This window comes from Halovenus marina, from assembly GCF_051414115.1.
Taxonomy (GTDB): Archaea; Halobacteriota; Halobacteria; order Halobacteriales; family Haloarculaceae; genus Halovenus; species Halovenus marina.
In genome coordinates this window covers 1600805-1626016 of record NZ_JBLKNZ010000001.1, presented here as the reverse complement: position 1 = coordinate 1626016, position 25212 = coordinate 1600805, and the positions used below count along the sequence as shown (strand labels likewise).

The window sequence follows — 25212 nt, the reverse complement described above, 5'->3', positions numbered from 1 at the left end:
TTGCAAGTATGTCACGATTGCGTTCGTTCCCGTCGTCAGCCACTTTGTCGTGGAACTGGGGGACTGTGATTATCACCAGTGAAAGCTAGCCTGTACCGTTCAAGTACTCCCAGTCGTAATCACGGCCATGTCACAGAAGGGACAGTCCTTTCTCCCATCGTTCGTGGAGGAGAGCTATGCGGCGCGACTCGGTGTGGCTCTGTCCTTCGCCATCGTCGTGCTGGTGTGTTTCGGACTTGTCATCAGCGTTCAGGCCACTGGAACGCTCGAAGACGATGTCGAGACAGACCTGACCGGGGACGCCGAAACGCAAGCGAGCGAACTCGAAAGCTGGGTCGAGAACACCGAGCGGAGCGTCCGAGCGACGTCGGCGTCGCCAGCGCTCGACACCGACGACCCCCAAGCGACGAGCGACTATCTCGAGACCCTCGTCGAAACCGACCGCGTCTCCACGGATGTCGCCGCGGTTCATTATGTCGACACCGAACAGTCACAGATTGTCGCCAGTTCGAACGAATCCTTCGTCGGTGTGAATCCGGCAGACCAAGGGGCCGCGTTCGCGACGAATCCGCCGGATTTCTCTGGGCCACACGACACCCACGTCACCGAACCGTTCACTGTGCCGATAGCGGACCATCCGATAATCGCTGTGCTCTCCCCGGTCCCCGGCGACGAGAACGGCGTGCTCGTGTACATGACTGACCTGCAAGAGCGCGCACAGACCATCGGTGACCAGCAGTCTGACACCTACACCGTCGTGGTCAACGACGGCGGTCAGTTCGTTGCACATCCAAACACGAGCATGATCCTCGCCGACCATCGCGAGATGGGGATGCTCGACTCGCTGTCGCCCGGTGAGAGTTCCTTCATGGAGATGAACGATGAGGTGATGGGGCTGTCGCGAATGGGTGTCAACGACTGGACGGTGATGGTCCATTCAGATAAGGAGAAGGCGTTTGTGCTTGCCAACCAGATCAACTCAGATCTGATCGGATTGCTCTTGTTTGCAGTCATCAACCTCGGACTGGTGGGTGTCACCGTCGGGACGAACACTATCACGTCCCTCCGTCGGATCTCAGAGCGGGCACGGGAGATGGGCGAGGGGAACCTCGATGTCGACCTGTCCACGTCTCGCAGTGACGAGTTCGGCACGCTCTACGATTCCTTCGACCAGATGCGGACCTCACTCAGAGAGAGTATCGAGGACGCAGAACAGGCCCGCGAGGAGGCGGAACGCGCCCGCGAGGAAGCGATAGAGGAACGCGAATCGGTGAAGGAAGTGAACGAGGAACTCGAACGGAAGGTCACTGAGTACCGCGACGTGTTGAGCGACGCCGCGGCCGGTGACCTGACCCGTCGCGTCGACCCCCAGAGCGACAACGAGTCGATGCAGGTGGTCGGCGAGGAGATAAACAGCACGCTCGACGCATTAGAGGAGATTATCTCGACTACCCAGTCGTTCGCACAGAGTGTGTTGGCGGCCAGCGAACAGGCCGGATCGAACGCCGACCAGGTCGAGTCTGCCAGCCGCGACGTTCGTGACTCCATACAGGAGATATTCGAGAGCGCGTCGCGACAGAACCAGCAACTCCAGGACGCGGCAAACGACATGGAGGGGCTCTCGGCGACTGCAGAGGAGGTCGCGGCCTCGGCCCAGCAGGTCGCAGACACCTCACAGGCGGCCGCAGAGGTCGGTGAGACCGGACGCGAGGCCGCCCGGGAGGCCATCGAGGAGATGAACGCAATCGACGCAGAGACTGACGAGACGGTCTCTGAGATAACCGAACTCGCGGAGGATCTCGACGAAATCGGTGAAATCGTCGACCTCATAACAGAGATTGTCGAGCAGACGAACATGCTCGCACTGAACGCCTCTATCGAAGCGGCCCACGCGGACGCGGACGGTGACGGCTTCGCCGTCGTCGCAGACGAGATCAAGAACCTCGCCGAGGAGACCAAAGACGCCGCGGGCGACATCGAGACGCGGATCGAGCGGATCCAGAGTCAGGCGGGTGAGACAGTCGAGACGATGGAGGAGACAAGCGAGCGCATTACGACCGGAACCGAGACAGTCGAGGAGGCCATCGAGGCGCTCGAACGCATCGTCGAGTACACCGAGGAGGTCGATGTCGGGATTCAGGAGATAGACGACGCGACCGCCGAGCAGGCCGACGCGGCACAGTCCGTGATGGGCGTCATCGACGAACTTACCGAGATCAGTCAGCAGACCGCTTCTGAAGCCGACCGCGTAGCGAACGCGGCCGAAGCACAGACCGAGTCGATCGACGAGGTGTCGACCTCGGCGGACGAACTCAGAGAGAACGCACGGGCGCTGCAGGACTTGCTCGATCGATTCACGGTCAAGAGTGATGCGGCCGGAACCGGGGCGGTCGGAGGGTCCGACGCGTTCGACCAGAGTTCGGCCGCGTCTATGGGAGGTGACGAGTGATGGCGACGCTCGAAACGTGGTTCGGACTCGGCGCGGTTGGGATGCTACTCGGGACGCTTGTGCTGGGATACGGCTCCCGATACGTCCCCGACCGTCAACGGCGTCGGTACGCGCTTCTGGTCGCCGTTCCGCTCATCGCGGCGGTCGCGTACGCGCTCATGGCGCTCGGGTTCGGGGAGCTAACCTCACAGAGCGGCGATCCGGTCTTCCTGCCGCGCTACGTGGACTGGCTTCTGACGACGCCGATCCACGTGCTCTATCTCGGACTCTTCGCTGGCGTGGCGATGTCGACGATATACCGCTCGATCGCGTTGATGGGGCTCACTATCGCCTTCGGATTCGCTGGCGCGATGCTCTCGGGACCGCTGGGCTGGCTTGGCTTTCTCGCCGGGTCGGTCACCTTCGCTGGCGTCGTCTACTACGCGTACGACGACTTCGAAGACGCAGCACGCGGTGGCGGCATCGAGAGCGCGGCACGCGATGGCGAAGCCGCTGGCGGCATCGGCGGTGCTGCACTCGTGACCTTTCAGAAACACCGCTCGTTTCTGGTGGTCCTGTGGCTCGTCTATCCGGTCATCTGGGCTCTGGCTCCCGCTGGTCTCGGACTGATGAACGTGGAGACGACAGCGCTCGTCGTCTCCTATCTCGACGTGGTCGCGAAGGTCGGATTCGGTCTGATCGGACTGACTGGCTACCGGTCTGTGAGCGACACGGCCTCGCAGTCGACGACATCGGCGGACTGACGACGTCGACAACGTCCGCTGATGGAGACCACCTTTCGCCCACCCCAAATCACTAACTCGCTCGACTACGGTGAACAGGCATGGACGTTTCAGTACTCGGAACCGGACCGGCGGGACGCCTGCTCGTCGAGCGGGCGGCACGTTCCGGACACGACGTTCGCGTTCACGATACGGACGTGACGGTGGTGATGGACAGCGTCGACCGGATTCAACAGCGTATCGAAGACGATACGGCCGACTCAGAGGCCGCCGGAGTAGGTGACCGCGTCGAGGCGACGACGGGCCTGGAGGCGGCCGTCGACGGGGCCGACTTGGTTATCGAAACGGCCACTGAGGGGACCGACGAACGCCAGCGTCGCGTGGCCGACATCGAGACGTTTCTCGACCGCGAGACGCTCATCGCGGTCACCACAAAAACGGGGTCCATCACGGCCGCTGCGGCCGGACTCAGACACCCCGACCGGGCTGTCGGCTTCCGGGTGCGCGAGCGCTCGGACACTCGGTTCGTCGAACTCGTCGCGACCGAACAGACCGCCGAGGAGGCGATAGACCGAGCGTCGTCGTTTCTCGACTCGCTCGACTGCGACTCGGTCGTCGTCGGGGACGCCGTCGGCGGTGCGTCCACCCGACTCGCGCTTGCACTCGAAGCCGAAGCCATGCGACTGGTCGAGGAGGGTGTCGGACGCGTCGAGGCCGTCGACACGATGCTCGAATCCGGATACGGACACCTCCACCGCCCGCTCGAACACGCCGACAGAGTCGGCCTCGATGCACGCCTCGAAACGTACGAGTTTCTCGCCGACACGGTCGGTGAGCGATTCGACCCACCCAGCGTGTTGCGCGAGCGGGTCGAGGCAGGAAAGACGGGACTCGACGCTGGCGAGGGATTTTACCTGTGGGAGAGCGGGGAACCGACAGCGAGTGCGCTTTCGAATCCTAGTGTGGTCGGCCGTACCGACCACGAAACTGAAACGCGGTGAGACTCCCGGGTGTATGAGCCATCGGGACGAGCGTTCGACGGCCGATGGAGTTGACAAGGGTTAAAACCGCTGCCGCGAAATGGGCTGGTATGAGCGAGAGCCAGCAACGCAATACGCAGAAGTGCATCTCGTGTGGCATCAACATCGCTGGCACGAACGCAGCGACGTTCGCGTGCCCGGAGTGTGGCCACCAGATCCATCGCTGTGAGACGTGTCGCAAGCAGAGCACGCTGTACGAATGCCCGGACTGCGGGTTCACGGGGCCATAACGATGGGAAAGGTAGCTGCTGCGATCAAGGTCATGCCCCAGAGCCCGGAGGTCGACCTCGACGAACTCGAAACGCGGCTACGGGAGTCACTCCCCGAAGGCGCACAGATCAACGGATTCGAGCGTGACGACGTCGCCTTCGGTCTGATTGCGCTCATCCCGACGGTCATCGTCCCCGACGAGGCTGGCGGCACCGAGGCAGTCGAGGAGGCCTTCGCCGACGTCGAGGACGTCGAGAGCGTCTCTGTCGAGGACGTCGGCCGCCTCTGAGGACGGAACGCACGTTTTATACCAGCAAGTCAACTATCAGGTGATACGAATGCCCAACTCACACGGACCACAGAAAGGAACGCGGAACAAGCTGAAAAACGACCCCCGAGAGCGCGGTACGTCGCCGCCACAGCAGGCCGTCGAGCAGTTCGAGGCTGGCGACACCGTCCATCTCGACCTGGACCCGAGCGTGCAGGAAGGCCGCTTTCATCCACGATTCAACGGCCGGACGGGCACTGTCCTCGGCAAACAGGGACAGGCCTATCAGGTCGAAATCGTCGACGGCGGCGTCGAAAAGAAACTCATCGCGAAGCCAGCCCACATCACGAAGGCGTAAGTCGAGGGCGAACATTCGCGGCTTCTAAAAAATCCGTTTCCGAAGGTATTTTTCGGTTGGTCGTGTAGGCTTCGACAAGCGAGAACCACTCCGGGTCGATAAGATGACAATATTCAAGGAAAAAGTGGACGAGGAGTATCTGACGGTTGCACAGACGAAGGCAGTACTCGAAGACATCGAAGCCGAGCGTGCGGCCGACGAGGAACGCGAGATGCGGTACGAACTCGCGCGAGCCATCGAACACGTCAACCGGTTCGCCAACCTCACGCCCGAGGAGTCCGCGGAGTTCGTCGAGCAGTTGCTGGAACTCGAAAAGGTCGACGAGAAGACGGCCTACAAGATTGCGGACCTGCAGCCACTCGACCGGGACGAACTCCGGGCGGTGTACGCACAGGAGCGGTTCTCGCTCTCGGGCGAGGAACTCGACGAGATTCTCAACGTCGTCAAGCAGTACGCGTAGGGCGGCCCACGTTTAAGTGACCACTCCTCTTATCCACAGAACATGACCGACGACGAGCGTGACGACTCTGCTGGCCAGCCGGACGCGATCATACTGGACGTGTTGCCCCACGGGCGGAGTGACGACGACCGCCCACAGTACCAGAAGGAACCGCTCGCGTACGCACTCGACACCGACCAGTTTCGGCTGTACGAGTTCATCGTCGACGGCGACGAGGACATCACCATCGGCGACCGGATCGACATCTACCAGGACTCGTTTGTCGGCCGCGTCAACGAAATCGAATACGAGGACCTCCCCAGCGGCGCGACTTCGGAACTCGACTACGTCATCGAGGACCTGGTCGAGGAAAACGAGGACCGGTTCGTCGACGTGTACAACGACGCACAGCCGATCACGCTGCGACTCCACCAGTTGAATCTACTGCCCGGGATCGGCAAGAAACTCCGCAACAACATCCTCGACCAGCGCAAGCGAACGCCCTTCGAGAGCTTCGAGGACCTGGAATCGCGCGTCGACGGGCTTCACAACCCCGAGGAGATTCTCGTCGAGCGGATTCTGGAGGAACTCAAGGAGGACGACCTGAAGTACCGGCTGTTCGTCCGTCACGACGAGCAATGACCGAGGGGAACCGCTCGACTGAAGACGACGGGAAGCGACAGTTCCGTGACCCAGATGCGCTGCGCGCTCGCGCTGGCGTCAGCGGCAACCCCGACGAGGATCAGCACTTTCTCGTCGACGACCGCGTCCTCGACCGGCTGCCGACGTACGCGACAGCGGTCGACGCAGACACAACACACATCCTCGAAGTCGGGGCCGGAAACGGGGCGTTGACCGACCGACTGCTCGCAGTCGGCGAGCACGTGACGGCTATCGAGCGAAATCCGGACCTGGCCGCCTTCCTCCGCGAGGAGTTCGCCGACGCAATCGACGCGGGGCGGCTGACCGTCGTGGAGGGCGACGCGCTCGACGTGGAACTGCCCGCATTCACGTGCTCGGTGTCGAATCTTCCCTACGGGATTTCGAGCGAAATCGCCTTTCGACTGCTCCCCGCGAAGCGTCCGCTGGTGTTGACCTTCCAGCGGGAGTTCGCAGAGCGAATGGCCGCCACGGCGGGCGAGGCGGAGTACGGTCGGTTGTCGGTCACGGCTGGTCACTACGCCGACGTGGAGATAGTCGAGCGGATTCCGAAGGAGGCTTTCGACCCACAACCCGCCGTCGAGAGCGCCGTCGTGCGGACGCAACCACGCGACCCCGAGTACACTGTCCCCGACGAAACGTTCTTCATGGATTTCGTGCGAGCGGTGTTCACCCAGCGGCGCAAGACACTCCGAAATGCGATCAGAAACACCACCCACATCTCGGGGATCACCGACCCCGAGGCAGTCATCGAGGGCGCGGACGAAGCAGTTCTGCAACAGCGAGCGGGCAACACCACGCCGGAGACGTTCGCGCGACTGGCGACGCTCGCCTGGGAAGTCGGTGACCCGGCCGAATGACCGAGGAACCGCCGTCGCTCGCAGAGCGTCGTGACCTGGAGGCGGTGTACCAGCCAGCCGAGGATTCGGCGCTGCTTTCCGAGACGGCCTGCGACCGAATTGACGACGAGGACCGCGTTCTCGAAGTCGGCGTCGGGTCTGGCTTCGTCGCAGAACGCGTCCGAGAACGGACGGGTGCGACAGTCATCGGGTGTGACATCAACCGCGAGGCCTGTCTGGACGCCCGCGAGCGCGGCATCGAGACGGTGTGGTGTGACCTCACCCATCCGTTCGCCGCCGAGAGCTTCGACGTCGTGCTCTGTAATCCGCCGTATCTGCCGACCCCGGCCGAACAGGAGTGGTCTGATCCGATGGAGGCCGCCCTCTCCGGCGGCCCGGACGGCCGCGCCGTCGTCCGCCGCCTACTCGCCGACGTCGGCCGCGTCCTGCGCTCTGATGGGCGACTGTATCTTCTGGTCTCGTCGCTCACAGACCCCGACGCCGTCCGCGAACACGCCGAGGTCGAAGGGTTCACCGTGAGCCGAGTCGCACAGCAAAAACAGCCCTTCGAGCGGCTCGTCGTTCTCGAAATTACTGATATGCATTCTTGAGTGGAAAATATTAAAACGCGTCATCTCTTACCGGAGGCTAATGTCGGAGATAATCGCAACGACGCCCGGCCTGTATCCGTTGCCTGACTGGGCGAAAGACGACCTTCCCGAACAGAAGGGAAGGCAGAAAGACGACCTGATCGATGGAACGGAGTCCGAAGAACTCTCTGCAATCTACCGGGAGGTTCGCGAAGAGCTCATCGACCGTCAGATCGAGGCCGGACTCGACAGAGTCGTCGAGGGGCAGGGGCGGTGGGACGACATGCTCGCACACCCGCTGGCGGTGAGCGAAAGTGTGGAAACCCGGGGCATCGTCCGCTACTACAACAACAATAACTTCTACCGAGAGCCAGTCGTCACGGACGCGCTCGAACCGACCGGCGACGTCGCGTCGGAAGTCACCGCCGCGACCGAGTACACGGACGAGTCAGTGCAGGCGGCCCTTCCTGGCCCGTACTCGCTTGCAGACCTCGCGACCGACGAGCACTACGGCGACAGTGCGGACTTTCTGTCCGCCATCGCGGAGTTTCTCGCCGGGGAAGCCGACGCACTCCCCGAGGTCGAGACGCTGTTCTTGCTCGAACCCTCACTGGTCGAGAATCCCCCCGACGACGGGACTGACGAGCGCGCAAGCGAAGCAGTCGATACCGTCGCCAGTGCTGTCCCGGCTGACGTCGTCGTCTATCCCTACTGGGGCGCGCTCGAAGAGAAAGTGTACGCGCACCTCCTCGACGCCGACATCGACGCGGTCGGGTTCGACCTGGTGAGCGACCACGACGCGAACGTCTACAACGCGGGGGAGTACGGCACCACTGACGACGTCGCGCTCGGTATCGTCGACGGACAGAACACGCTCGTCGAGTCGCCCGAGGAACTCCGCGAGCGCATCGACTGGTTCGACGACCGAACGCACGGTGACTTCGACCGCGTGTACGCGACGGCGAACACCGGACTCTTTTACCTTCCCGTCAACCGCTTCGAGGAGAAACTGGATGCACTCGGTGCCCTCACGACGGAGGTGACGGCATGACGCGAGAGCAGTTCCGTCCGGCCGACCACCCGAACGACCACTTCCTGCTGACGACTGTCGTCGGGTCCTATCCGAAGCCAAAATGGCTGGACCGAGCACGAGAACTGTACGAGGACGACGACCGCTCGTTCGACGCCGACTATCTCGAAGAGGCGATGGACGACGCCGCCCGTCTCATCACCGAGGAACACGAGCGCGCGGGACTCGACGCCGTCGTCGACGGCGAGATGCGCCGTAACGAGATGGTCGAGTACTTCGCCGACCGCATCGACGGCTACGAGTTCAACGGCCGCGTGAAGGTCTGGGGCCACAACTACTTCGACAAGCCCAGCGTCGTCGACGAAGTCTCCTATGGCGAGGAGTGGCTCGTCTCCGAGTACGACTTCACCGCAGATGTCGCGGCCCGCCCCGTGAAGGTCCCCATCACTGGCCCCTACACGCTCGCCCGCTGGTCGTTCAACGAGGTGTACGACAGCGAGGCCGAACTCGCCTACGAACTCGCCAAACTCGTCAACACGGAGATCGAGGCGCTCGTCGACGCTGGCGCACGCTACATTCAGATCGACGAACCAGCGCTCGCGACGACGCCCGACGACCACGCCATCGTGGGGGAGTGCCTCGAACACATCGTCGCCGACGTGCCCGACGACGTTCGTCTCGGCCTCCACGTCTGTTACGGCGATTACTCCCGAATCTACCCCGAGATGCTCGACTACCCCGTCGAGGAGTACGACATCGAACTCTGCAACGGCGGCTACGAACAACTCGACGTGTTCAAAGAGACACCCTTCACCAAGGATCTCGCGATGGGCGTCGTCGACGCTCACGTCGCGGAGGTCGAACCGGTCGCAGAGATCAAGGAGAATATCGAGAAAGCACTCGAAATCGTTCCGCCGGAACGCCTCACCGTCAGCCCCGACTGCGGACTGAAACTTCTCCCCCGTGACGTTGCCTACGGCAAGATGGAGAACATGGTCACCGCAGCACGGGAGATCGAGCAGGAACTCGACGCTGGCGAACTCGACATCGAACCGGCTGCACCGAGCGCCGACGACTGATTCTGGTTCCGGGCGCGCTGAAACCGCCGTAACCATATATTTGGGGTGACAAAAGAAATATATTTGCAAGCCCCGTCTGAGGAGATATGACAGACGACGCCCGCAGCGGCGGCCCGCCACCGTTCGATAGCCCATTCGAGGATGAGGACACGAAACAGCGCATCTACAGTACGGTATTGCACGCTCGTGATCCGATGACTGCCGCCGAAATTGCCGATCGGGCGGACTGCTCCGAGGAGTCAGCGCGGACACACCTCTCCTTCTATGCTGATCTGGGGATCGTCATCCGACACGAGGGACGACCCGTCAGATACGAGCGCAACGACGATTACTTCGAGTGGCGGCGAGTGAACGAGTTGGCCCGGGAGCATACTGTCGAGGAACTTCAGACGCGCGTCTCGGAGTTGACCGACCGGATCGAAGCGTACCGCGACACGTACGACGCTGACTCGCCTCCCGAAGTCGACGTGCTCGAATTCGACGCGGAGCAGGTCGAGGAGGTGTACGTGGAATTAGGAGACTGGGCGACCGCCGTTGAGGAACGCCGCGTTCACGAACGCGCGCGACGGAAGGCCGCTGGTTCGACAGCGCCATCACACAGTTGACGATGGTGCCAGCAGATGACGGTGCGAGCCCTGCCCCACTCGACCGGGCGGTGCTAGAACGGATACGATCTCGCTTCGCTGGCAGTCGTCTGAGTGAGTCTGCGGAGATAGTCGAGGCGGAGAGAGTGCATCTTCGCGTCGCGTTGGCTGACGAGTACTATCCGAGAAGAGTAACAGCACGTCTTGAGATCCGCTGGTATCGCAACGACGATTTCAACGTTCACTATCAGGAGGAGCACGAGGATAGCGTCTGGAAGTGTCGCTGGGATCGACATCCGAGTGCGCACAGCGCGCGGGATCATTTTCACCCGCCACCGGTCGCCAGTCGTACCGATGCCGAAGACGCTCAGTGGCCCGACGACCATCGTGATGTTTGTCGTCATGTCCTCGAATACATCGAAGAGCGCATCGAAACGCTGTGGGAGCAAGCATGAGATGACAGCACTTCTCTGTAGTCGCTTTCGATCTCTCTCTGTGTGCGAATCCGGTAACGAGAGAATTCGAGCGATAGGACAATCGGCCGTGGCGGTGCGGTCAGGCCGGGTCGAACACCAGCAGTCGGTCGCCGGTGGTCTCCGTCTCGTCGACAGCAGGGGTGACCTCGTCGCCAATTTCCACGTCCTCGGGGTCGACGCCGCGCACCTGCCCGGTCATCTGCACCGGACCGAAGTCGGCGACAGCGACGACGAACGGCGCGTCGTCGACGAAATCAGGCGAGGCCACGTACGTGGTCGTGCACGTAAGAATCTCGCCGGTCTCGGGGAGCGGTTCCTGACTCAGACCTCGCTCGCCAGTTTCGGGGTCGAACTCTCGCGGTGGGAGCCACCCGTCGCCGTCGCCCTGCAGGTAGAACGGGTCACCCTCCTCGACGGCGTCGAGGAAGTCGTCGTAGCCAGCGTCGCGTGCGTCGCTCATCGGTCCACCTCCAGAGCGTCGCTCTGGCGTCGTCGCATTCGTCGAGGCACTGCTCGACTCATGCGACCACCTCCAAGACGTTGACGACACAGCTAGCGACTGTCCCGCCCGCGTTGTGGGTCACGCCGACTTCGGCGTCAGAAACTGCGTCGCTGTTGACGTGGTCACCGCGGAGCAGTTTCGTCAACTCCGAAATCTGTGCGCCGCCAGTCGCGCCGACCGGGTGGCCCTTCGCCTTCAGACCGCCCGAGAGGTTGACCGGCAACTCGCCGTCGATGGTGGTCTCGCCGCGGCGGGCCGCCCCGATTGCCTCGCCGTGCTCGTACAACCCGAGCGATTCGAGCGCGAGCGCTTCGGCGATGGTGAAACAGTCGTGGACCTCAGCGACGTCGATGTCGTCGCTGGTGATCCCAGCGTCCGCGTAGGCCTGCTCGGCAGCGCGTTTTGCCGCGGGGGTCTTCGTGACGTCGTCGCGGTCGTGCAAGGCGAGGTTGTCGCTGTCCTGACCGGTTCCGGTGATTGCGACCGGCGCGTCGACGCCGTGTTCCTCGACGAACTCGGGCGAGGCGAGCAGGATGGCGCTCGCGCCGTCGCTCATCGGCGAGCAGTCAAAGAGGCCAAAGGGCGAACAGACCGTCGGCGCGTCGAGCACGTCGTCCATGTCGATTGCCTTGTTGAACTGCGCCAGGTCGTTGTTGACCGCGTTCGCGTGGTTCTTGATCGCGATGTGGGCCAAATCCTCGCGGTCACCGCCGTACTCGTGGAAGTACCGATTCGCCATCAGCGAGTACGCGCCGGGAAACGTGATGCCAGCACGCAGTTCCCAGAGCGCGTCGGCGGCCGCGCCGAGTGCCTCGGTGCCGTCCGCCGTCGAGAGGTTCGTCATCCGCTCTGCGCCGCCGACGAGCACCACGTCGGCCTGTCCGCTCCGGACGCGCTCGATGCCCATCCGGACCGCGGCACCGCTTGATGCACACGCGCTGTCGACGCGTGTCGCGGGTGCGGTCACGCCCGCTGCCTTCGCTGCCATCGGACCCTGATGACCCTGCGTCTCGGCGAACTCGCCCATGAAGTTGCCGAAAAAGACCTCCTCGACAACATCAGGGCCGAGCTCGGCGTCGTCGTAGGCCTTTCCGGCGGCCTCGGCGAAGAGGTCACGAGCGGTTCGCTCTGGCGACTTCCCGAAGGGCGTCATCCCGACGCCCGCGACACGAACGTCGCTCACCATTCCATCCCTCCGTTGATGCCGAGCACCTGACCAGTCATGTAACTCGACTCACGGCTCGCGAGGAACCGAGCCATCCCGACGATGTCCTCGACTTCGGCGAAGCGGTCGAGCGGGATGCGTTTGAGGATGTTCTCCTGTACGCGGTCGGGAACGTCTTTGAGCATATCGGTCATGACGAACCCGGGGGCGATAGTGTTTGCTGTCGACCCCTCATTTGCCAGTTCCAGCGCAATCGTTCGCGTGAACCCAAACAGGCCGCTTTTCGTCGTCGCGTAGTTGGCCTGTCCGTAGTTGCCTTGCTGTCCGACGACCGATGAGATGTTGATGAGCCGACCCTCGTCGGCCTGACGGATGTCCTCGAAACAAACCTTCGTCGCGTTGTAGACGCCGCCGAGATTCACGTCGATAACCCGTTCCCAGTCTTCTCGGGTCATGTTCTCGAACTTCTTGTCGACGGTGATCCCCGCGTTGTTGACCAGCACGTCGATGGTGCCGAACTCGTCGGTGGCCTGTTCGTACATCGCTTCGACTTGGTCGAACTCGGAGACATCCGCCTGGGCGACGATGGCGGTGCCGGGGCCGTCGTTTATCTCGTCCCGGACGTCGTAGGCGTCCTCCTCCGACGACCGGTAGTTCACCACGACGTTCGCGCCGTGGGCGCCGAACTCCTCGGCAATACCGCGACCAATCCCTTTCGATGCGCCTGTGACCAGACAGGTCCTGTCTTCCAATTGCATCTGTGATACCATCAACACGTTCTCGTAATTCGTCCCGCGCTTATTAGCATATTGTTCGATACCTCACAGGATCCCATGGATAATGCCTTCAAAGGTATCTTTATCACGTATCACAGAACGGTAACCGTTGATTACTTTCGCGGTTTGGGCCTCAGCCGCGAAAATCTAAATACCCCGACCGCAAAGCACCCTCTGATGCTCGGACTGGAGCACGGGTTCAGGGTCGTCGACACCCACATGGAGATAGAACCAGACGAGCGGCGTCGGCCGCGGGCTATTGGCGACCCGGAACAGGTCGAACGCGAGATGCAGCAGGCAGGCGTGGTTCGGTCGCTCGCGTTCCCAGCAGAGCGAAACGGGAGCTACCTGAAAGCGAACAACGCAGTCGCCCGGATCGCAGTCGACCGCCCCTTTATCGCTCTCGCACGCGTCAACGGTGTTCGTGATCCGGGCACCGGAACTGGGAGCCGGATTCGAAACGCCGCTCGGTCGCGGTCCTCGGAGCACACGTCACCGGCCGACATCGAGCAGTACGCCTACGAGGACCGCTTTGTTGGCTTCATGCTCAATCCCGCCGCGGACGGACTGCCCGACTCCGAGGTACTCGAACAACTCGAAGCGTCCGGATTGCCCGTTCTCACCTATGGCGGGCGCGGGTTTCCGCCCGAATCGATCGAACGAACCCTGCTCGAATACGACTTCCCGCTCGTTATTGCTCACTTTGGTGGCTATCCGCTCGACGAGCGACTGATGAACCGCACTATCGAACTGCTGGGTCGCTACGAGAACTGCTTTGTCGATACGAGTTTCGTCGGATTGCGCGACCCCATCGAGCAGGCGGTGATGGAACATCCCGACCGAGTCGTGTTCGGGAGCGGCGCACCCGCGATCCATCCAAACGTCGCTATCATGGAGATTCTGACGCTCGACGTTCCCGAGGACGCGATGCGAAAAGTCTTCTCGAACAATATTTCCCGGGTGTTCGACGAACTCGCGCCCTGAGCACGTCGAGAGGCGATCCGATACCGCTACGCTGAGTCTCGCCTGTCGTAGACGGTGACGGCACGGTCCGTTCGCGCCGAGCGGCCACGTGGGTTGTGCCGCTTCGAGCGGTCCGTCCGGCGCGCGCTCATACCCGCACGGATTCCGCCGAGAATCCCCCCAACCACGTCCCGGCCATTTCCGAGCCACTCCGAAGGTCGAAGATCCCCGCTCCAGACAGCGCGAAACTGACTCACGCCGTCGCCACAGGCGTGTCGTCCCGTGCGCCCGAGCACCGTCGGCCTGAGGCCGTAGTTTTTTACGAGGCGATAGGACAGCGACCGATACTTCCAGTCCCAGTCCGGTTCTCGTTCGCCGCCATCAGCGCCCAGTCGCTGCCGGACGGCCATGTCGTCGTCCCATCGAACGGCGTGGTCCAGACCGGCCAGCCGATGCGCGAGGTCGCGTGCGCCACCGATTTCCAGATACTCGTCGAACCCGTCGAGCTCGTCGAGCGGGCCGCGCTCGAAGACGACGTTTCCGGGGTTGAAGTAACTCACCGACCGCCCCCGGATGGTTCGCCGCTCCGGTTCGGTGTATCGGGAATCGATCCCCGACTGTGTCGGTCCAGTGACGACCGGCGCACGGTCCAGACCACTCTCGACTGCGTCTCGCCACGCCGACGTGATAGAGACAGTCGGGTGGACGAAGGCGATAGCGTCGCCCCGGGCCTGTTCGATTCCGGCGTTTCGGGCGGCGTTTATCGTCCGGTCTGCGAGTTCGACCAGTACGTCGACACCCGTCCGCTCACGGACCATCCCGGTCGTCCCATCTGCAGATGGCCCGTTGACGACGATGACTTCGGCGTCGGGCACGTACTCGGCGAGTGCGTCCAGACAGTCCGCGAGTTCGTCGCGGGTGTTGAGTGTCGGGACGACTACCGAGAGATTCATATCTGTCCATAGCACTCCCGAGACATATAATACCCGCGGGCGCCGGTTTTGGGTGATGGAGAGTCCCGGAATACTGTTCGGACCAGAACTTACCGCTGGACGAACTCGATGAGTACGCCACCAGTCGAGTTCGGATGGAGAAACGCAACGTCGTGGTCCCACGCGCCCGGCCGTGGCGCGTCGTCGATGAGGCGAACCCCGTTCTCTCGTGCGTGCCCGAGTGCACTCTCGATGTCCGACACGGAGACTGCGAGATGGTGGATCCCGGAGCCGTGTTCGTCGAGATAGGACTGTATCGGCCCCGGTTCGACCGGTTCGATCAACTCGAAGTAACTGTCGCCGACCGCGAGAAAGTGGATCTCCATGCCGTCGAATCTGGTTTCGTGAACGCGCTCACAGCCGAGCAGATCGGTGTACAACGTCGCCAACTCCTCCGCGTCGTCGGTCGCGATTCCGGCGTGGTCGAAACGGACATCCAGAGATGTCGCGGCGGTCATTCAGACCCCACTCCGGTATTCGCCGAAGACATCTCGCATCGCGTCACAGATTTCGCCGACCGTGGCGTAGGCTTTCACCGCGTCGATGATGTACGGAAGGAGGTTCTCGTCGCCGCTGGCGGCCGATCTGAGCGCGTCGAGCGTCTCCTCGACCGCGTCGTCCTCGCGCTCCTCGCGGATCGATTCGAGGCGGTCGCGCTGGCGGCTGACCTCCTCGTCTGCGACCTCCTGAATGTCGACCTGTTCGTCCTCGTCGCTCGCGAACCGGTTGACGCCGACGATGACGCGCTCGCCCGCCTCCTGTTCCTGCTGGCGGTCGTAGGCCACGTCCTGTATCTCCCGCTTGACCCATCCGCTCTCGATGGCGTCGAGCATCCCGCCGCGCTCGTCGACTGCATCGAGAATCTCGAAGGCCTCCCTCTCTAGGTCGTCAGTCAGCGACTCCACGTAGTAGCTTCCGGCGAGCGGGTCGATGGTGTCTGCGGCGCCGGATTCGTGGGCCAGTATCTGCTGGGTGCGCAGCGCCGTCCGGACGCTCTGCTCGGTCGGAATCGAGAGCGCCTCGTCTTTCCCGTTCGTGTGCAAACTCTGTGTCCCACCGAGTACTGCAGCGAGGGCCTGATACGCGACGCGGACGACGTTGTTCTCGACCTGCTGCGCGGTCAGCGTCGACCCCGCGGTCTGGGTGTGAAACTTCAACTGCTTGGATTTGGGGTTCTCCGCACCGAACCGCTCTTCCATAATTTGGGCCCACATCCGTCGGGCTGCGCGGAACTTCGCCACCTCTTCGAGGATGTTGTTATGCGCTGCGAAGAAAAAGGAAAGCTGTGGTGCGAACGTGTCCACGTCAAGCCCCGTTGACTCCGCCGCCTCGACGTATTCGATTCCGTTCCCGAGCGTGAAGGCGATCTCCTGGGCCGCCGTCGAACCCGCCTCTCTGATGTGATAGCCCGAGATTGAGATGGTGTTGAAGTTCGGCGTCTCCGCGGCACAGAACTCGAAGATATCCGTGACTAGCCGCATCGACGCCTCGGGCGGATAGATGTATGTGTTGCGCGCGATGTACTCCTTGAGGATGTCGTTCTGGATGGTGCCGCGCAACTCCTCGCGGTCGACCCCCTGCTCGTCTCCGACCGCGATGTACATCGCGAGCAGCACACTCGCGGGCGCGTTGATCGTCATGCTCGTCGAGACGTCGTCGAGCGGAATCCCCTCGAAGACCCGCTCCATGTCCCGCAGCGAGTCGATGGCGACACCGGTCTTGCCGACTTCGCCAGCGGCCATCGAGTCGTCCGAGTCGTAGCCCATCTGCGTCGGCAGGTCGAAGGCCATCGAGAGGCCCGTCTGTCCCTCGTCGAGCAGGTACTGGAACCGCTCGTTGGTCTCGCGGGCGGTGCCCATCCCCGCGTACTGGCGCATCGTCCAGAGCCGACCGCGATACATCGTCGGATACACGCCGCGCGTGTACGGCTCCTCGCCCGGGAAGCCCAGGTCGCGCTCGTAGTCGTAGCCCTCCAGATCAGCGGGCGTGTAGATCCGCTGTACGTCCTGCCCGTCTGTGTCGGTCTCGAACTGGTCGCGGCGCTCACCGAACCGCTCGATGACGGGGTCGAGCGTCTCCGATTCCCACTCGGATTTCGCCGACCGTATCTCCGCGAGGTCGTCGGCGTCGAACATACCCGAACGGACTGGCTGTACGAATAAAACGTTTGAGTCTTGCCGACTTCACTGATTCCGTGAGGGCGTTCCACAACCGCTGAAGATCGCTGTGATTAATCCTGCACCTGCTTCACGACTTCCGATTCGGTGCCACGAACGGCGTTTTTGTCCGCATTTCGTCCGATTGCGAGTGCACCGTACAGCCCGATCTGGTCCTCGAGTGTCGTCATTTCGATAGCTGGTTGGTCGACAAAGCAGTACTCCTCGAAGTGTGGTAACACGCTCTCTTGGAACCATTCACAGTTGTTCAGCGCCACTCCGCCACCGACTGTGATCAGTCCCGGGTTGTACGCATTTGCGACAGCACCGAGTCCGGCGGCGTTATACTTGCCGACCTGTTCGAGCGCGTTCTGCGCGACCGTGTCACCGTTCGCGGCTGCCTCGAAGACCGCTTTTGCGGTGGTTGGTTGGTCGAGGTCGGTTTCGTCTTCCTGGCCAAGCAGTTGCGCTGCATAATTGGGAATCCCACGGCCGGAGCAGTACGCTTCCCACGCACCAGTCACTCCGGCACTTTCGAGATCACCGTCGGAGACGACTGGAAGCAGCCCTACTTCGCCAGCCTGGTCAGTTTCGCCCCGCAGCAGACGCCCACGCTCGACTACCCCACACCCGATTCCGGTGCCGAAGGTGAGATGAACGATCGAGTCGTACTCTCTCCCTGCGCCGTAGAACCACTCCGCGAGTGTCGATGCCGTGCAGTCGTTTTCGAGACACACGTCTATTCCGTGTGTTTTCTCGATCGAGTCACCGATCGGGACTCGCTCGATAATCTCCCCGTCAGGGGTGTCGAATTTCCGAATTTCGGTATCACTTACCAGTCCGGCACACGCGATACACACTGTCTCCAGATCTCCGTTCTCCTCGATGAGCCGGTCGACTATCTCGACTGCCTGGCTGTCCAGGTCATGTGCCCGCGTTGGCTGGCGTTCGACAGCCCGCAGTGTTCCGGCCACCGGGTCACCGAGACCGCTGTAGAGATTTGTGCTACCGATCCCCAGGACACCGATGGTTTTTCGTCCGTTCACTGATCCCCCATAGCGTAACGGACACTTAATTAATAACGCATTATATCGTGTCGACTTGCGCACAATTTTCACTCCAGATGGACGCGGTCATCCCAATATATTCGTCTGTCAGTAGATAGGCTGTTCATAACACTTCAAATCGGTGGGGGGAATGGTCCTGTGGGCGCTAGTTGCCCGTGTCGTACTTGTAGGTCGCCTCGTCGGGGTCGATGCCGAAGTCTTCTGGCCCCTCCTCGGGTTCGGTTTCTTCCTCTTCGGGGGCGGCCTGTTTGAAGCGCTCGCGCAGGTGGCCGGGCATCCGGAAGCGGTCCGGTTCGATCCGAACCGGGACAGCATCGGGTTCGAGTTGTTCCTGCTTGGTGAGCAGTCGCTCCTGCAACACCTCGGGAAGTTGCTCGGGGTCGATGCGCTCGAACCCGAACTGGGAGAGATACTCGGGCTCGCCGGTCAGCGAGTACACCACGTCGAAGTCCTTGTCGCGGGCAGTCGTGACGAGGCGTTCGACGACGTGCGCGCCGACGCCCTGCCCGCGCCAGTCTTCGAGGACGCCGATACTCGTCAGTTCGCAGTACTCCCCGTCGTCGGTCTTGTGGATCCGGATCCGACCAAAGCCCGCTCGTTCGCCCTCGCGTTCGTCCATCGCGATGACGTAATCCCGGGATCGAAAGGCGGTTTCGTCCAGTCCCATCGCCTCGATGTGGTCAAGTAGCCAGACCTCGTCCCTGTTTTTTGCATCCCGGACGTACATGGAGTCATCTAATCGGTCCCCCGCCTAAATAGTTGTCACCCGGATTCGGACGTCCGCCTTCATATTTGGTTGGTCTCTCTTCTCGACACAGAGGCGATCCACGCCGGACCGTGACGAACACTTTTGCGCGTGTCGGGCAAACTGTTCTACATGGATCACAACACAGAGGACGCGATCCGGGTGTCTCACGAACCGCTTCGGTCGTTCGCCGTCGACGCGCTGGGGGCCGTCGATATGCCAACGGAGCGGGCAGAGACACTCGCAGACCTGCTCGTGCGGATGGACCTGCGCGGGATCCACAGCCACGGGACGGCGCTTCTGGGCAACTACTGGGGCAGAGGCTACGTCCGGATGCTCGACGAGCGTGTCGTCAATCCAGACCCCGAACTCGATGTGGTCAGGGAGACGCCTGTGAGCGTGCAGGTCGACGGTGACGGTGGACTCGGATATTTCCCGGCGCTCGACGGCACCGAGCGCGCAATCGAGAAGGCCAGTGAGCAGGGTATCGCTGTGATGGCGACGCGCAACCACAACCACTTCGGAGGTGCGGGGATCTACCTGCAGGAAGCAGTCGACGAGGACCTGCTCGCGTTCGTCATCTCCGGTCACCAACTGCAACTCTCACCCGGCGACGAGATATACGAGGCCGCTGGCGGGTCGCCGATGGCGTTCTGTGCGCCTGCAGACGAGGAGGAGGACATCCTGCTCGATTTCGGCACGATGCACGACCTGTACGACACCAGCCCGTATCGGGACGCTATCGCGGAACTCGCGCCCGGACTCGTGCTTCGACACGTCGGGATGGGGTCGATCTGTCAGTCGTGGGGTGGCTTTCTCACCGGACTTGCACTCGACGGCCCCCGAGAGCACCAGACCTACGATATGGCAAACCAGGGCGCACTCGCCATCTTCTTCCGGATCGACCTGTTCGAGGACCCTGACCGGTTCAAGCGCGAGATCGACGAGTACGTCCGGACCGTCGGTGAACTCGAACCGCTCGATGGCTTCGACGAGTCGTATCTCCCGGGTGGCGTCGAGGCCGCACGGGAACAGAAGAACCGAGCGGTGGGCGTCCCGGTCACATCAGAACACCAGGCGACACTCGAAACCCTCGCAGACGAGTATGGCCTGACTGTACCGTGGAGCTAACTGTCTGGTCGGTCCCTGTTCCTGGGCTTGATTCTCTCCTGCGTTCAACTATTCAGCAAGAGCACAATACTCGCGACAGAATAGTATGATTTTTACTGACGTAGGGATATCCCTGTGGTATGGCTGTGCATGGTACGGGAGGGACAGACACATCCGGTCGGCGGCTCCCGGATGTTGTTCCCTTCGATCTCCAACATCTGACGCGGTTGAGCTGGGAACTCGGATCACGCGTCGTCGACGACGACGAATCGACCTGTCACAGCGACTGGGAGCACGCGGGAACGCCGTGGTCGCTGTCTATCTTTCACGCAACTACCCATACCGTCCTTATCCGTGTGCGAACACCCGTTGGTCGGGAGCGATTCTACGGCTCGACAGAGTCCGATCTTGAGCGTGCGCTTCCTACGATCAGAGACGCCCCGGACTGGGAATTGTCAGACTAGTACTGGTGCATGACTCGTGTACGTCTGGACTGGTCTCTCGGTCGAGTGCTGTATGCGACTGCCAGACCGGCACAACTGCTGTTGATACTCGGCGTCTACCTCTTTGGGGTGAAAGTTGCGCTGTTTATGGGTGCGACTCTGTCGGTACTGGCGCTTGCTTCGGGGGCGCTCGTCTTACTCCTGACAGCTACAAGTGTCCACCAGATCAACGAGTACGCTGATTACGAAACCGACGCCCGCACCGACCGCACGCCGTTCTCCGGCGGGAGCGGCGCGCTCCAGCGGTTCGACGTGTCTCGGACCGTCGCGCTCCGGGCGGCCGCGCTCTCGCTCTGTCTCGGCATCGTGTTCGCCGTCGCCTTCGCCGTCAGCGGCTGGCTTTCGCTCCGTGCACTCGGAGTGCTTGCGGTGATTGCGGTCTTCGGCTGGCAGTACTCCGTCGGCCCGCTCAGACTGGCCTGGCGTGGCCTGGGCGAACTCGATAATGCCGCGCTCGGCGGACTCGTCCTCCCGGTGTACGGCGGCGCTGTCGTCGGTGGGACACTCGGGTTCGTGGCGCTCGCATCGATCCCGTTCTTTCTGGTCGTCCTGTTGAATCTGTTCGCGACCCAGTGGCCGGACCGCGAGGCGGACCGAGCGGTCGGCAAGCGAACTCTCGCAGTGCAGTGGTCTCCGACGCGGCTCCGGCGTGTCTACGTGGGAATTGCACTGCTGGCTGGCCTCTCCCTGTTCGCACTCGCCGGGCGGTCCATTCCCGTGCCGGTAGCGCTCGCCAGCCTTCCGGTCGTCCCGCTCGTCGGATACGGTGCGTACGGATACACCCGCCGACACACCCCGTGGCCGACCGTGACGGCGATGGTCTCGCTGTTGATCCTGCAAACGGCTGGTTGGTGCTGGGTGGCGGGCTAAGCCGCCAGCACGCCTTCACTTCTCCGCTGCAATCTCTGAGTCTGCGTACTGCTCGCGGTGCATCGACCAGTTCCAGTCCCGATAGGAGAGGCGCGGCGTCACCCCGGGTGGGATCTGCTCGTATCGCTCCAGAAATGCGAGGATGTCGCGCTTGCGCCCGAAGTCGCCGCGGAACCACAGCATGACCCGCGGGACGCGAACGACTCCGGCGTCCGGGTCGTACTCGACTGTCTGGGCCAGATATCCCTCGGTCGCCCAGTCGAGTTGCTCGTCGATCCGGTCCGCGGTGTAGGCGGCAATCGCCGGACAGCTTTCGGCCCCGCAGTTCACCGCAAAGTGGATCCGTGGATCTCTGGCGTCGAGTTCGTAACGCTCGCAGAACCGGTCTCGAAGGGGCGAGCGGAGATAGCCGAGGGCGTACTTGCTGTACGAGCGGCGCAAGATCCTGTGTTCGATGTCGTCGAGGCTCAAATCGCTCCCGGCGACGGTGACAAGCGGCGTGGAAAAGAACGTTCGGCGGTTTTCGTATCGCTCTGGGTCGGCGTCGAGCGCCCACTGTGTGACTCCGTTGTAGAGGTTTATCCAGAAGGCCAGACGCGCATCGTCGGAATTCAGTGCGGCCGAGAGGTCGTCCGGATCGACCGCCGCGAGTCGTTCGAGAAGCGATGCGACTGGTTCGTCGCGCCTGACCGCGAGGAGAAACTGCGCCGGAACGGAGGCGATGTCGGCCGTCACACCGGACCTATGGACACCAGACGGGAAATAGTTCGGCAGGTGTGTTCGGAGCGGACACGACCGACAGCACAGTTTTCGGGCTGGCAGCCGAACCAATCTGCATGGAACTCGCCGTCGATTTCGAGCTCGAAAACGTCGGATCCGGGCCGGACCCACTCGCCTTTCGGTCGCTCGCTGCCGATAACGACTTCGTCGCGCTGTTTTTCCAGCGCGACTACTACTGTACGAACTGTCGCAAGCAGGTACAGACGCTCGCATCCCGGTACGAGGAATTCCGAGAACGGAACGCCGCAGTCGTCTCAATCGTCCCCGAACCGGCCGATAGACTCGAAGACTGGCAGTCGGATTACGACCTGCCCTTTCCGCTCTGTGCCGACCCCGACACGCGAGTCAGTTCGGAGTACGACCAACCGGTCAGATTCGGGGTTCTCGGCCGGTTCAGCGACTTCTTCGGCCGGATGCCGAAGATAGTGATGCTCGATTGCCGCGGCGACACACCCGAGATCATCTACACGCACGAGGGGTCGTCCACGTGGGACAGACCCGAGATCGATGACCTGCTCGACGTGATAGATGCGCATCGATAGCTCGACCGGACTGACTCGCGTTCGTCTCGTTCTCTCAGTATGTTGGCTGCCACACCGACCGGCTTACGATGGTCCGGGCTCAAATACCGCCCATGACAGACCCCTGGGAGACTGTCTCGGAGCAGACCGCGTACGAGTGTGACGGGTTCACAGTCCGGAATCAGACCGTCAGACTGCCAGACGACACTGAAGCGGAGTTCGACTACATCACAGAGGAGCCGAGTACCGTCGTACTCCCTTTCACGGCCGACGGAGCGGTTGTAACAATCGAGGAGTGGCGACAGGCAGTCGAACGGACGAATCACGGTCTTCCAGCGGGCACACTCCACGAGGGCGAACAGCCAGCGGAGGGCGCACGCCGGGAGTTGCGGGAGGAGACCGGCTACCGCGCTGAGTCGATGGAGCATCTGGTCACGCTCGAACCGGCAAATGGCTTCGCGGATTCGGTCTTTCACTACTTCGTCGCCGAGGGCTGTGAACCGGCAGGCGACCAGAACCTCGACAGCGACGAGACGATAACCACGCGGACGGTGGCCTACGAGACCCTCATCGATGCGCTCCGCGCGGGTGATATCCGAGATGGCCGAACCGCGAACGGCCTGCTGTACTACGAACTGTTCGAGCGGTCAGAGTGACTGCTGTGGGGTGAGAGAGATTGCCCGGTGAAACACAATCCTTACCGCTGGGCCACGCCCATGGTGGGCTAATGAACGAGGTTTTCGAGGTTCGCTCTTACGACGCCGCGGGACGGATCGGCGAGTTGACCGTCCCGCGTGCTGACGCGACGGTGCAGACGCCAGCGCTGCTTCCCGTCGTCAACCCGCACGTCCAGACGGTCGAGCCAGCAGAACTCGAATCCGACTTCGGCGCACAGATCCTCATCACGAACAGCTACATCATCCACGGCAGCGACGAGTTGCGCGAGCCAGCACTCGAGCAGGGTCTCCACGACATGCTCGATTTCTCCGGCGCGATCATGACCGATTCCGGCTCCTTTCAACTCTCCGAGTACGGCGATATCGACGTCGACACGCCCGAGATACTGCAGTTTCAGCACGACATCGGTTCCGACATCGGCACTCCGGTCGACATCCCGACGCCGCCCGATGTCGACCGCGAGCAGGCGGAGTCCGAGCAGGCAACCACCCAGTCACGACTCGAACTCGCGGCGACTGTCGAGACGGGCGAGATGCTCGTCTCCGCTCCGATTCAGGGCTCGACCCATCCCGACTTGCGCGAACGGGCCGCGCGCGAGGCGGCGACGACCGGTCTGGACCTCTTTCCCATCGGCGCGGTTGTCCCGCTGATGAAGTCCTACCGATTCGCTGACCTCGCGAGCGTCGTCACCGCCGTCAAGCGCGGCCTCGACGAGGCAGCGCCCGTGCATCTGTTCGGCGCGGGACACCCCATGATGTTCGCCTTCGCCGCTGCGATGGGCTGTGACCTCTTCGACTCGGCGGCCTACGCCCTCTTTGCCCGCGACGGGAAGTATCTGACCGTCAGGGGGACGAAACAGCTTTCGGACCTTTCGACGTTTCCCTGTTCGTGTCCGGTTTGTACCGAGTGGACGCCCGAGCGCCTTCGCGACGCCGACGAGGGCACGCAGGAGCATCTGCTGGCAAAGCACAACCTCGCAGTTTCGTTCGCCGAGATGCGAACCGTTCGGCAGACCATCGAGGAGGGCAATCTGCTCGAACTCGTCGAGACGCGCGTTCGGGGCCACCCCGCGCTCCTCGACGGCTATCGACGCCTGCTCGACGACGCCGACCAACTGGAGCGGACCGATCCGGTCTCGAAAGACGCCTTCTTCCACCTCTCGACGGAGAGTGCGCGCCGCCCGGAAGTGCGTCGCCACCACGACAGACTTTCCCGGCTGACCGTCGAGGGTGATCTGTTGCTTACTGCGGGGAATCCGAGCGACCAGTTCGACCAGTCGTGGCGACTCGTTCCGCCGTTCGGGCCGGTTCCGCGCGCGCTCTCTGACGTGTACCCGCTCGCGGGCGAGATTCCCGAGCGACTGGAGCCACAGGCCTACGAGGCGGCCGCGCGAGGGGTACAGAAACTGGTCGCGGCGAACCCCAAGACGACGGTGACGCTCTTTCACGACGACTGGCCGACGACGGCGCTCGATCAGGTTCCCGAGTGCGTCGAAGTCGAACCGCTCGGTCGCCGGGCAAAGCAGGGCGGCGACGGGGCTGTCGGTGGCGACGATTCGACGAAACCGGAGGACAGTTATTCCGGAGCGACAGACGGGGACGTATGAGTGAGTACGTGTGTCCGCTCGGTAGTCACGACGG

The 25212-nt window shown here is 62.5% G+C and carries 30 protein-coding genes; 21 read left to right on the top strand and 9 right to left on the bottom strand.

The features are described 5' to 3' along the window. Nucleotides 1-127 precede the first annotated feature (127 nt). From ACMGFL_RS08310 to ACMGFL_RS08245, 14 genes are all read left to right on the top strand, one after another. Nucleotides 128-2449: a methyl-accepting chemotaxis protein gene (locus ACMGFL_RS08310; protein WP_436935071.1), complete on the top strand. Its 2322-nt coding sequence runs from the start codon at nucleotides 128-130 to the stop codon at nucleotides 2447-2449. Next, nucleotides 2449-3192 (top strand): bacteriorhodopsin, encoded by a 744-nt coding sequence (locus ACMGFL_RS08305; RefSeq protein ID WP_436935070.1) that lies wholly within the window; start codon nucleotides 2449-2451, stop codon nucleotides 3190-3192. Before ACMGFL_RS08310 ends, ACMGFL_RS08305 begins: the two co-directional genes overlap by 1 nt. An 80-nt stretch (nucleotides 3193-3272) precedes the next feature. Further along, nucleotides 3273-4172 carry a 3-hydroxyacyl-CoA dehydrogenase family protein gene (locus tag ACMGFL_RS08300; protein WP_436935069.1) on the top strand — a complete coding sequence of 300 codons (900 nt, stop codon included), beginning with the start codon at nucleotides 3273-3275 and terminating at the stop codon, nucleotides 4170-4172. A gap of 89 nt (nucleotides 4173-4261) precedes the next feature. After that, complete coding sequence (locus ACMGFL_RS08295; RefSeq protein ID WP_436935068.1) at nucleotides 4262-4441, top strand: HVO_2753 family zinc finger protein; 180 nt, start codon at nucleotides 4262-4264, stop codon at nucleotides 4439-4441. Nucleotides 4442-4443: 2 nt separating this feature from the next. Continuing rightward, the gene (locus ACMGFL_RS08290) at nucleotides 4444-4710 is read left to right on the top strand and encodes an elongation factor 1-beta (protein ID WP_436935067.1); all 267 of its coding nucleotides are present in this window, start codon (nucleotides 4444-4446) and stop codon (nucleotides 4708-4710) included. A gap of 49 nt (nucleotides 4711-4759) precedes the next feature. Further along, nucleotides 4760-5047: a 50S ribosomal protein L21e gene (locus ACMGFL_RS08285; protein WP_436935066.1), complete on the top strand. Its 288-nt coding sequence runs from the start codon at nucleotides 4760-4762 to the stop codon at nucleotides 5045-5047. A 103-nt stretch (nucleotides 5048-5150) separates the two neighbouring features. Next, nucleotides 5151-5507, top strand: coding sequence for an RNA polymerase Rpb4 family protein (locus tag ACMGFL_RS08280; protein ID WP_436935065.1), 357 nt, complete (start codon nucleotides 5151-5153; stop codon nucleotides 5505-5507). Nucleotides 5508-5549: 42 nt separating this feature from the next. Further along, complete coding sequence (locus ACMGFL_RS08275; RefSeq protein WP_436935064.1) at nucleotides 5550-6128, top strand: DUF655 domain-containing protein; 579 nt, start codon at nucleotides 5550-5552, stop codon at nucleotides 6126-6128. Then, nucleotides 6125-7006, top strand: a complete 882-nt coding sequence (locus ACMGFL_RS08270) for a 16S ribosomal RNA methyltransferase A (protein WP_436935063.1) — start codon at nucleotides 6125-6127, stop codon at nucleotides 7004-7006. The genes ACMGFL_RS08275 and ACMGFL_RS08270 overlap by 4 nt, the downstream gene beginning before the upstream one ends. Beyond that, nucleotides 7003-7596, top strand: a complete 594-nt coding sequence (locus tag ACMGFL_RS08265; protein ID WP_436935062.1) for a HemK2/MTQ2 family protein methyltransferase — start codon at nucleotides 7003-7005, stop codon at nucleotides 7594-7596. Before ACMGFL_RS08270 ends, ACMGFL_RS08265 begins: the two co-directional genes overlap by 4 nt. A gap of 40 nt (nucleotides 7597-7636) precedes the next feature. Beyond that, a complete protein-coding gene (locus ACMGFL_RS08260) occupies nucleotides 7637-8626 on the top strand; it encodes a 5-methyltetrahydropteroyltriglutamate--homocysteine methyltransferase (RefSeq protein ID WP_436935061.1) in 990 nt (329 codons plus the stop codon). Then, the gene (locus ACMGFL_RS08255) at nucleotides 8623-9684 is read left to right on the top strand and encodes a methionine synthase (RefSeq protein WP_436935060.1); all 1062 of its coding nucleotides are present in this window, start codon (nucleotides 8623-8625) and stop codon (nucleotides 9682-9684) included. The genes ACMGFL_RS08260 and ACMGFL_RS08255 overlap by 4 nt, the downstream gene beginning before the upstream one ends. A gap of 86 nt (nucleotides 9685-9770) precedes the next feature. Further along, entirely contained in the window at nucleotides 9771-10289 is a 519-nt protein-coding gene (locus ACMGFL_RS08250) for a DUF7342 family protein (RefSeq protein ID WP_436935059.1), read from the top strand. Between the two features lie 89 nt (nucleotides 10290-10378). Then, the gene (locus tag ACMGFL_RS08245) at nucleotides 10379-10723 is read left to right on the top strand and encodes a toxin-antitoxin system TumE family protein (protein ID WP_436936432.1); all 345 of its coding nucleotides are present in this window, start codon (nucleotides 10379-10381) and stop codon (nucleotides 10721-10723) included. Nucleotides 10724-10823: 100 nt separating this feature from the next. Here ACMGFL_RS08245 and ACMGFL_RS08240 read toward each other — a convergent pair whose 3' ends face one another. Genes ACMGFL_RS08240 through ACMGFL_RS08230 form a run of 3 tightly spaced genes read right to left on the bottom strand, consistent with a single transcriptional unit; the run spans nucleotide 10824 to nucleotide 13169 of the window. After that, nucleotides 10824-11204 carry a Zn-ribbon domain-containing OB-fold protein gene (locus ACMGFL_RS08240; protein WP_436935058.1) on the bottom strand — a complete coding sequence of 127 codons (381 nt, stop codon included), beginning with the start codon at nucleotides 11202-11204 and terminating at the stop codon, nucleotides 10824-10826. Between the two features lie 58 nt (nucleotides 11205-11262). Beyond that, complete coding sequence (locus ACMGFL_RS08235; protein ID WP_436935057.1) at nucleotides 11263-12429, bottom strand: thiolase domain-containing protein; 1167 nt, start codon at nucleotides 12427-12429, stop codon at nucleotides 11263-11265. Continuing rightward, nucleotides 12426-13169, bottom strand: coding sequence for a beta-ketoacyl-ACP reductase (locus ACMGFL_RS08230; protein WP_436935056.1), 744 nt, complete (start codon nucleotides 13167-13169; stop codon nucleotides 12426-12428). The genes ACMGFL_RS08235 and ACMGFL_RS08230 overlap by 4 nt, the downstream gene beginning before the upstream one ends. Before the next feature lie 195 nt (nucleotides 13170-13364). Here ACMGFL_RS08230 and ACMGFL_RS08225 point away from each other — a divergent pair, with 195 nt between their 5' ends. Continuing rightward, nucleotides 13365-14171, top strand: coding sequence for an amidohydrolase family protein (locus ACMGFL_RS08225; protein WP_436935055.1), 807 nt, complete (start codon nucleotides 13365-13367; stop codon nucleotides 14169-14171). Between the two features lie 26 nt (nucleotides 14172-14197). Here ACMGFL_RS08225 and ACMGFL_RS08220 read toward each other — a convergent pair whose 3' ends face one another. The 5 genes from ACMGFL_RS08220 to ACMGFL_RS08200 all read right to left on the bottom strand — a co-directional run bounded on the left by ACMGFL_RS08220 (nucleotide 14198) and on the right by ACMGFL_RS08200 (nucleotide 19092). Continuing rightward, a complete protein-coding gene (locus tag ACMGFL_RS08220) occupies nucleotides 14198-15103 on the bottom strand; it encodes a glycosyltransferase family 2 protein (RefSeq protein ID WP_436935054.1) in 906 nt (301 codons plus the stop codon). An 89-nt stretch (nucleotides 15104-15192) separates the two neighbouring features. Continuing rightward, a complete protein-coding gene (gene mce / locus ACMGFL_RS08215; RefSeq protein WP_436935053.1) occupies nucleotides 15193-15600 on the bottom strand; it encodes a methylmalonyl-CoA epimerase in 408 nt (135 codons plus the stop codon). Beyond that, complete coding sequence (locus ACMGFL_RS08210; protein ID WP_436935052.1) at nucleotides 15601-17277, bottom strand: acyl-CoA mutase large subunit family protein; 1677 nt, start codon at nucleotides 17275-17277, stop codon at nucleotides 15601-15603. A 95-nt stretch (nucleotides 17278-17372) separates the two neighbouring features. Further along, nucleotides 17373-18344, bottom strand: a complete 972-nt coding sequence (locus ACMGFL_RS08205; RefSeq protein WP_436935051.1) for an ROK family protein — start codon at nucleotides 18342-18344, stop codon at nucleotides 17373-17375. A 166-nt stretch (nucleotides 18345-18510) separates the two neighbouring features. Beyond that, complete coding sequence (locus ACMGFL_RS08200; RefSeq protein WP_436935050.1) at nucleotides 18511-19092, bottom strand: GNAT family N-acetyltransferase; 582 nt, start codon at nucleotides 19090-19092, stop codon at nucleotides 18511-18513. A 150-nt stretch (nucleotides 19093-19242) separates the two neighbouring features. Between ACMGFL_RS08200 and ACMGFL_RS08195 the strand changes: the two genes are divergently transcribed. From ACMGFL_RS08195 to ACMGFL_RS08185, 3 genes are all read left to right on the top strand, one after another. Next, entirely contained in the window at nucleotides 19243-20241 is a 999-nt protein-coding gene (locus tag ACMGFL_RS08195) for an Ldh family oxidoreductase (RefSeq protein ID WP_436935049.1), read from the top strand. 119 nt (nucleotides 20242-20360) lie between these two features. Continuing rightward, nucleotides 20361-20684, top strand: a complete 324-nt coding sequence (locus tag ACMGFL_RS08190) for a hypothetical protein (RefSeq protein WP_436935048.1) — start codon at nucleotides 20361-20363, stop codon at nucleotides 20682-20684. 9 nt (nucleotides 20685-20693) lie between these two features. After that, entirely contained in the window at nucleotides 20694-21593 is a 900-nt protein-coding gene (locus ACMGFL_RS08185; RefSeq protein WP_436935047.1) for a prenyltransferase, read from the top strand. A 15-nt stretch (nucleotides 21594-21608) separates the two neighbouring features. Here ACMGFL_RS08185 and ACMGFL_RS08180 read toward each other — a convergent pair whose 3' ends face one another. Next, nucleotides 21609-22328, bottom strand: coding sequence for a DUF547 domain-containing protein (locus tag ACMGFL_RS08180; RefSeq protein WP_436935046.1), 720 nt, complete (start codon nucleotides 22326-22328; stop codon nucleotides 21609-21611). A 101-nt stretch (nucleotides 22329-22429) separates the two neighbouring features. Here ACMGFL_RS08180 and ACMGFL_RS08175 point away from each other — a divergent pair, with 101 nt between their 5' ends. The 3 genes from ACMGFL_RS08175 (at nucleotide 22430) to tgtA (ending at nucleotide 25178) form a co-directional block, all read left to right on the top strand. Beyond that, nucleotides 22430-22915, top strand: a complete 486-nt coding sequence (locus ACMGFL_RS08175) for a peroxiredoxin family protein (RefSeq protein WP_436935045.1) — start codon at nucleotides 22430-22432, stop codon at nucleotides 22913-22915. Nucleotides 22916-23007: 92 nt separating this feature from the next. Then, a complete protein-coding gene (locus tag ACMGFL_RS08170; RefSeq protein WP_436935044.1) occupies nucleotides 23008-23550 on the top strand; it encodes an NUDIX hydrolase in 543 nt (180 codons plus the stop codon). Between the two features lie 71 nt (nucleotides 23551-23621). Then, nucleotides 23622-25178: a tRNA guanosine(15) transglycosylase TgtA gene (tgtA, locus tag ACMGFL_RS08165; RefSeq protein WP_436935043.1), complete on the top strand. Its 1557-nt coding sequence runs from the start codon at nucleotides 23622-23624 to the stop codon at nucleotides 25176-25178. Nucleotides 25179-25212 lie beyond the last annotated feature (34 nt).

Excerpts from the sequence above, each read along its gene's own strand:
- ACMGFL_RS08260 (WP_436935061.1), top strand. The coding sequence starts at position 7,637 with ATGTCGGAGATAATCGCAACGACGCCCGGCCTGTATCCGTTGCCTGAC.
- ACMGFL_RS08190 (WP_436935048.1), top strand. The coding sequence starts at position 20,361 with ATGGCTGTGCATGGTACGGGAGGGACAGACACATCCGGTCGGCGGCTC.
- tgtA (WP_436935043.1), top strand. The coding sequence starts at position 23,622 with ATGAACGAGGTTTTCGAGGTTCGCTCTTACGACGCCGCGGGACGGATC.
- ACMGFL_RS08305 (WP_436935070.1), top strand. The coding sequence starts at position 2,449 with ATGGCGACGCTCGAAACGTGGTTCGGACTCGGCGCGGTTGGGATGCTA.
- ACMGFL_RS08270 (WP_436935063.1), top strand. The coding sequence starts at position 6,125 with ATGACCGAGGGGAACCGCTCGACTGAAGACGACGGGAAGCGACAGTTC.
- ACMGFL_RS08185 (WP_436935047.1), top strand. The coding sequence starts at position 20,694 with ATGACTCGTGTACGTCTGGACTGGTCTCTCGGTCGAGTGCTGTATGCG.
- ACMGFL_RS08280 (WP_436935065.1), top strand. The coding sequence starts at position 5,151 with ATGACAATATTCAAGGAAAAAGTGGACGAGGAGTATCTGACGGTTGCA.
- ACMGFL_RS08220 (WP_436935054.1), bottom strand. The coding sequence starts at position 15,103 with ATGAATCTCTCGGTAGTCGTCCCGACACTCAACACCCGCGACGAACTC.
- ACMGFL_RS08250 (WP_436935059.1), top strand. The coding sequence starts at position 9,771 with ATGACAGACGACGCCCGCAGCGGCGGCCCGCCACCGTTCGATAGCCCA.
- ACMGFL_RS08265 (WP_436935062.1), top strand. The coding sequence starts at position 7,003 with ATGACCGAGGAACCGCCGTCGCTCGCAGAGCGTCGTGACCTGGAGGCG.
- ACMGFL_RS08195 (WP_436935049.1), top strand. The coding sequence starts at position 19,243 with ATGGATCACAACACAGAGGACGCGATCCGGGTGTCTCACGAACCGCTT.
- ACMGFL_RS08175 (WP_436935045.1), top strand. The coding sequence starts at position 22,430 with ATGGAACTCGCCGTCGATTTCGAGCTCGAAAACGTCGGATCCGGGCCG.
- ACMGFL_RS08310 (WP_436935071.1), top strand. The coding sequence starts at position 128 with ATGTCACAGAAGGGACAGTCCTTTCTCCCATCGTTCGTGGAGGAGAGC.
- ACMGFL_RS08225 (WP_436935055.1), top strand. The coding sequence starts at position 13,365 with ATGCTCGGACTGGAGCACGGGTTCAGGGTCGTCGACACCCACATGGAG.
- ACMGFL_RS08210 (WP_436935052.1), bottom strand. The coding sequence starts at position 17,277 with ATGTTCGACGCCGACGACCTCGCGGAGATACGGTCGGCGAAATCCGAG.
- ACMGFL_RS08300 (WP_436935069.1), top strand. The coding sequence starts at position 3,273 with ATGGACGTTTCAGTACTCGGAACCGGACCGGCGGGACGCCTGCTCGTC.
- ACMGFL_RS08295 (WP_436935068.1), top strand. The coding sequence starts at position 4,262 with ATGAGCGAGAGCCAGCAACGCAATACGCAGAAGTGCATCTCGTGTGGC.
- ACMGFL_RS08285 (WP_436935066.1), top strand. The coding sequence starts at position 4,760 with ATGCCCAACTCACACGGACCACAGAAAGGAACGCGGAACAAGCTGAAA.
- ACMGFL_RS08240 (WP_436935058.1), bottom strand. The coding sequence starts at position 11,204 with ATGAGCGACGCACGCGACGCTGGCTACGACGACTTCCTCGACGCCGTC.
- ACMGFL_RS08230 (WP_436935056.1), bottom strand. The coding sequence starts at position 13,169 with ATGCAATTGGAAGACAGGACCTGTCTGGTCACAGGCGCATCGAAAGGG.
- ACMGFL_RS08200 (WP_436935050.1), bottom strand. The coding sequence starts at position 19,092 with ATGTACGTCCGGGATGCAAAAAACAGGGACGAGGTCTGGCTACTTGAC.
- ACMGFL_RS08275 (WP_436935064.1), top strand. The coding sequence starts at position 5,550 with ATGACCGACGACGAGCGTGACGACTCTGCTGGCCAGCCGGACGCGATC.
- ACMGFL_RS08290 (WP_436935067.1), top strand. The coding sequence starts at position 4,444 with ATGGGAAAGGTAGCTGCTGCGATCAAGGTCATGCCCCAGAGCCCGGAG.
- ACMGFL_RS08170 (WP_436935044.1), top strand. The coding sequence starts at position 23,008 with ATGACAGACCCCTGGGAGACTGTCTCGGAGCAGACCGCGTACGAGTGT.
- mce (WP_436935053.1), bottom strand. The coding sequence starts at position 15,600 with ATGACCGCCGCGACATCTCTGGATGTCCGTTTCGACCACGCCGGAATC.
- ACMGFL_RS08255 (WP_436935060.1), top strand. The coding sequence starts at position 8,623 with ATGACGCGAGAGCAGTTCCGTCCGGCCGACCACCCGAACGACCACTTC.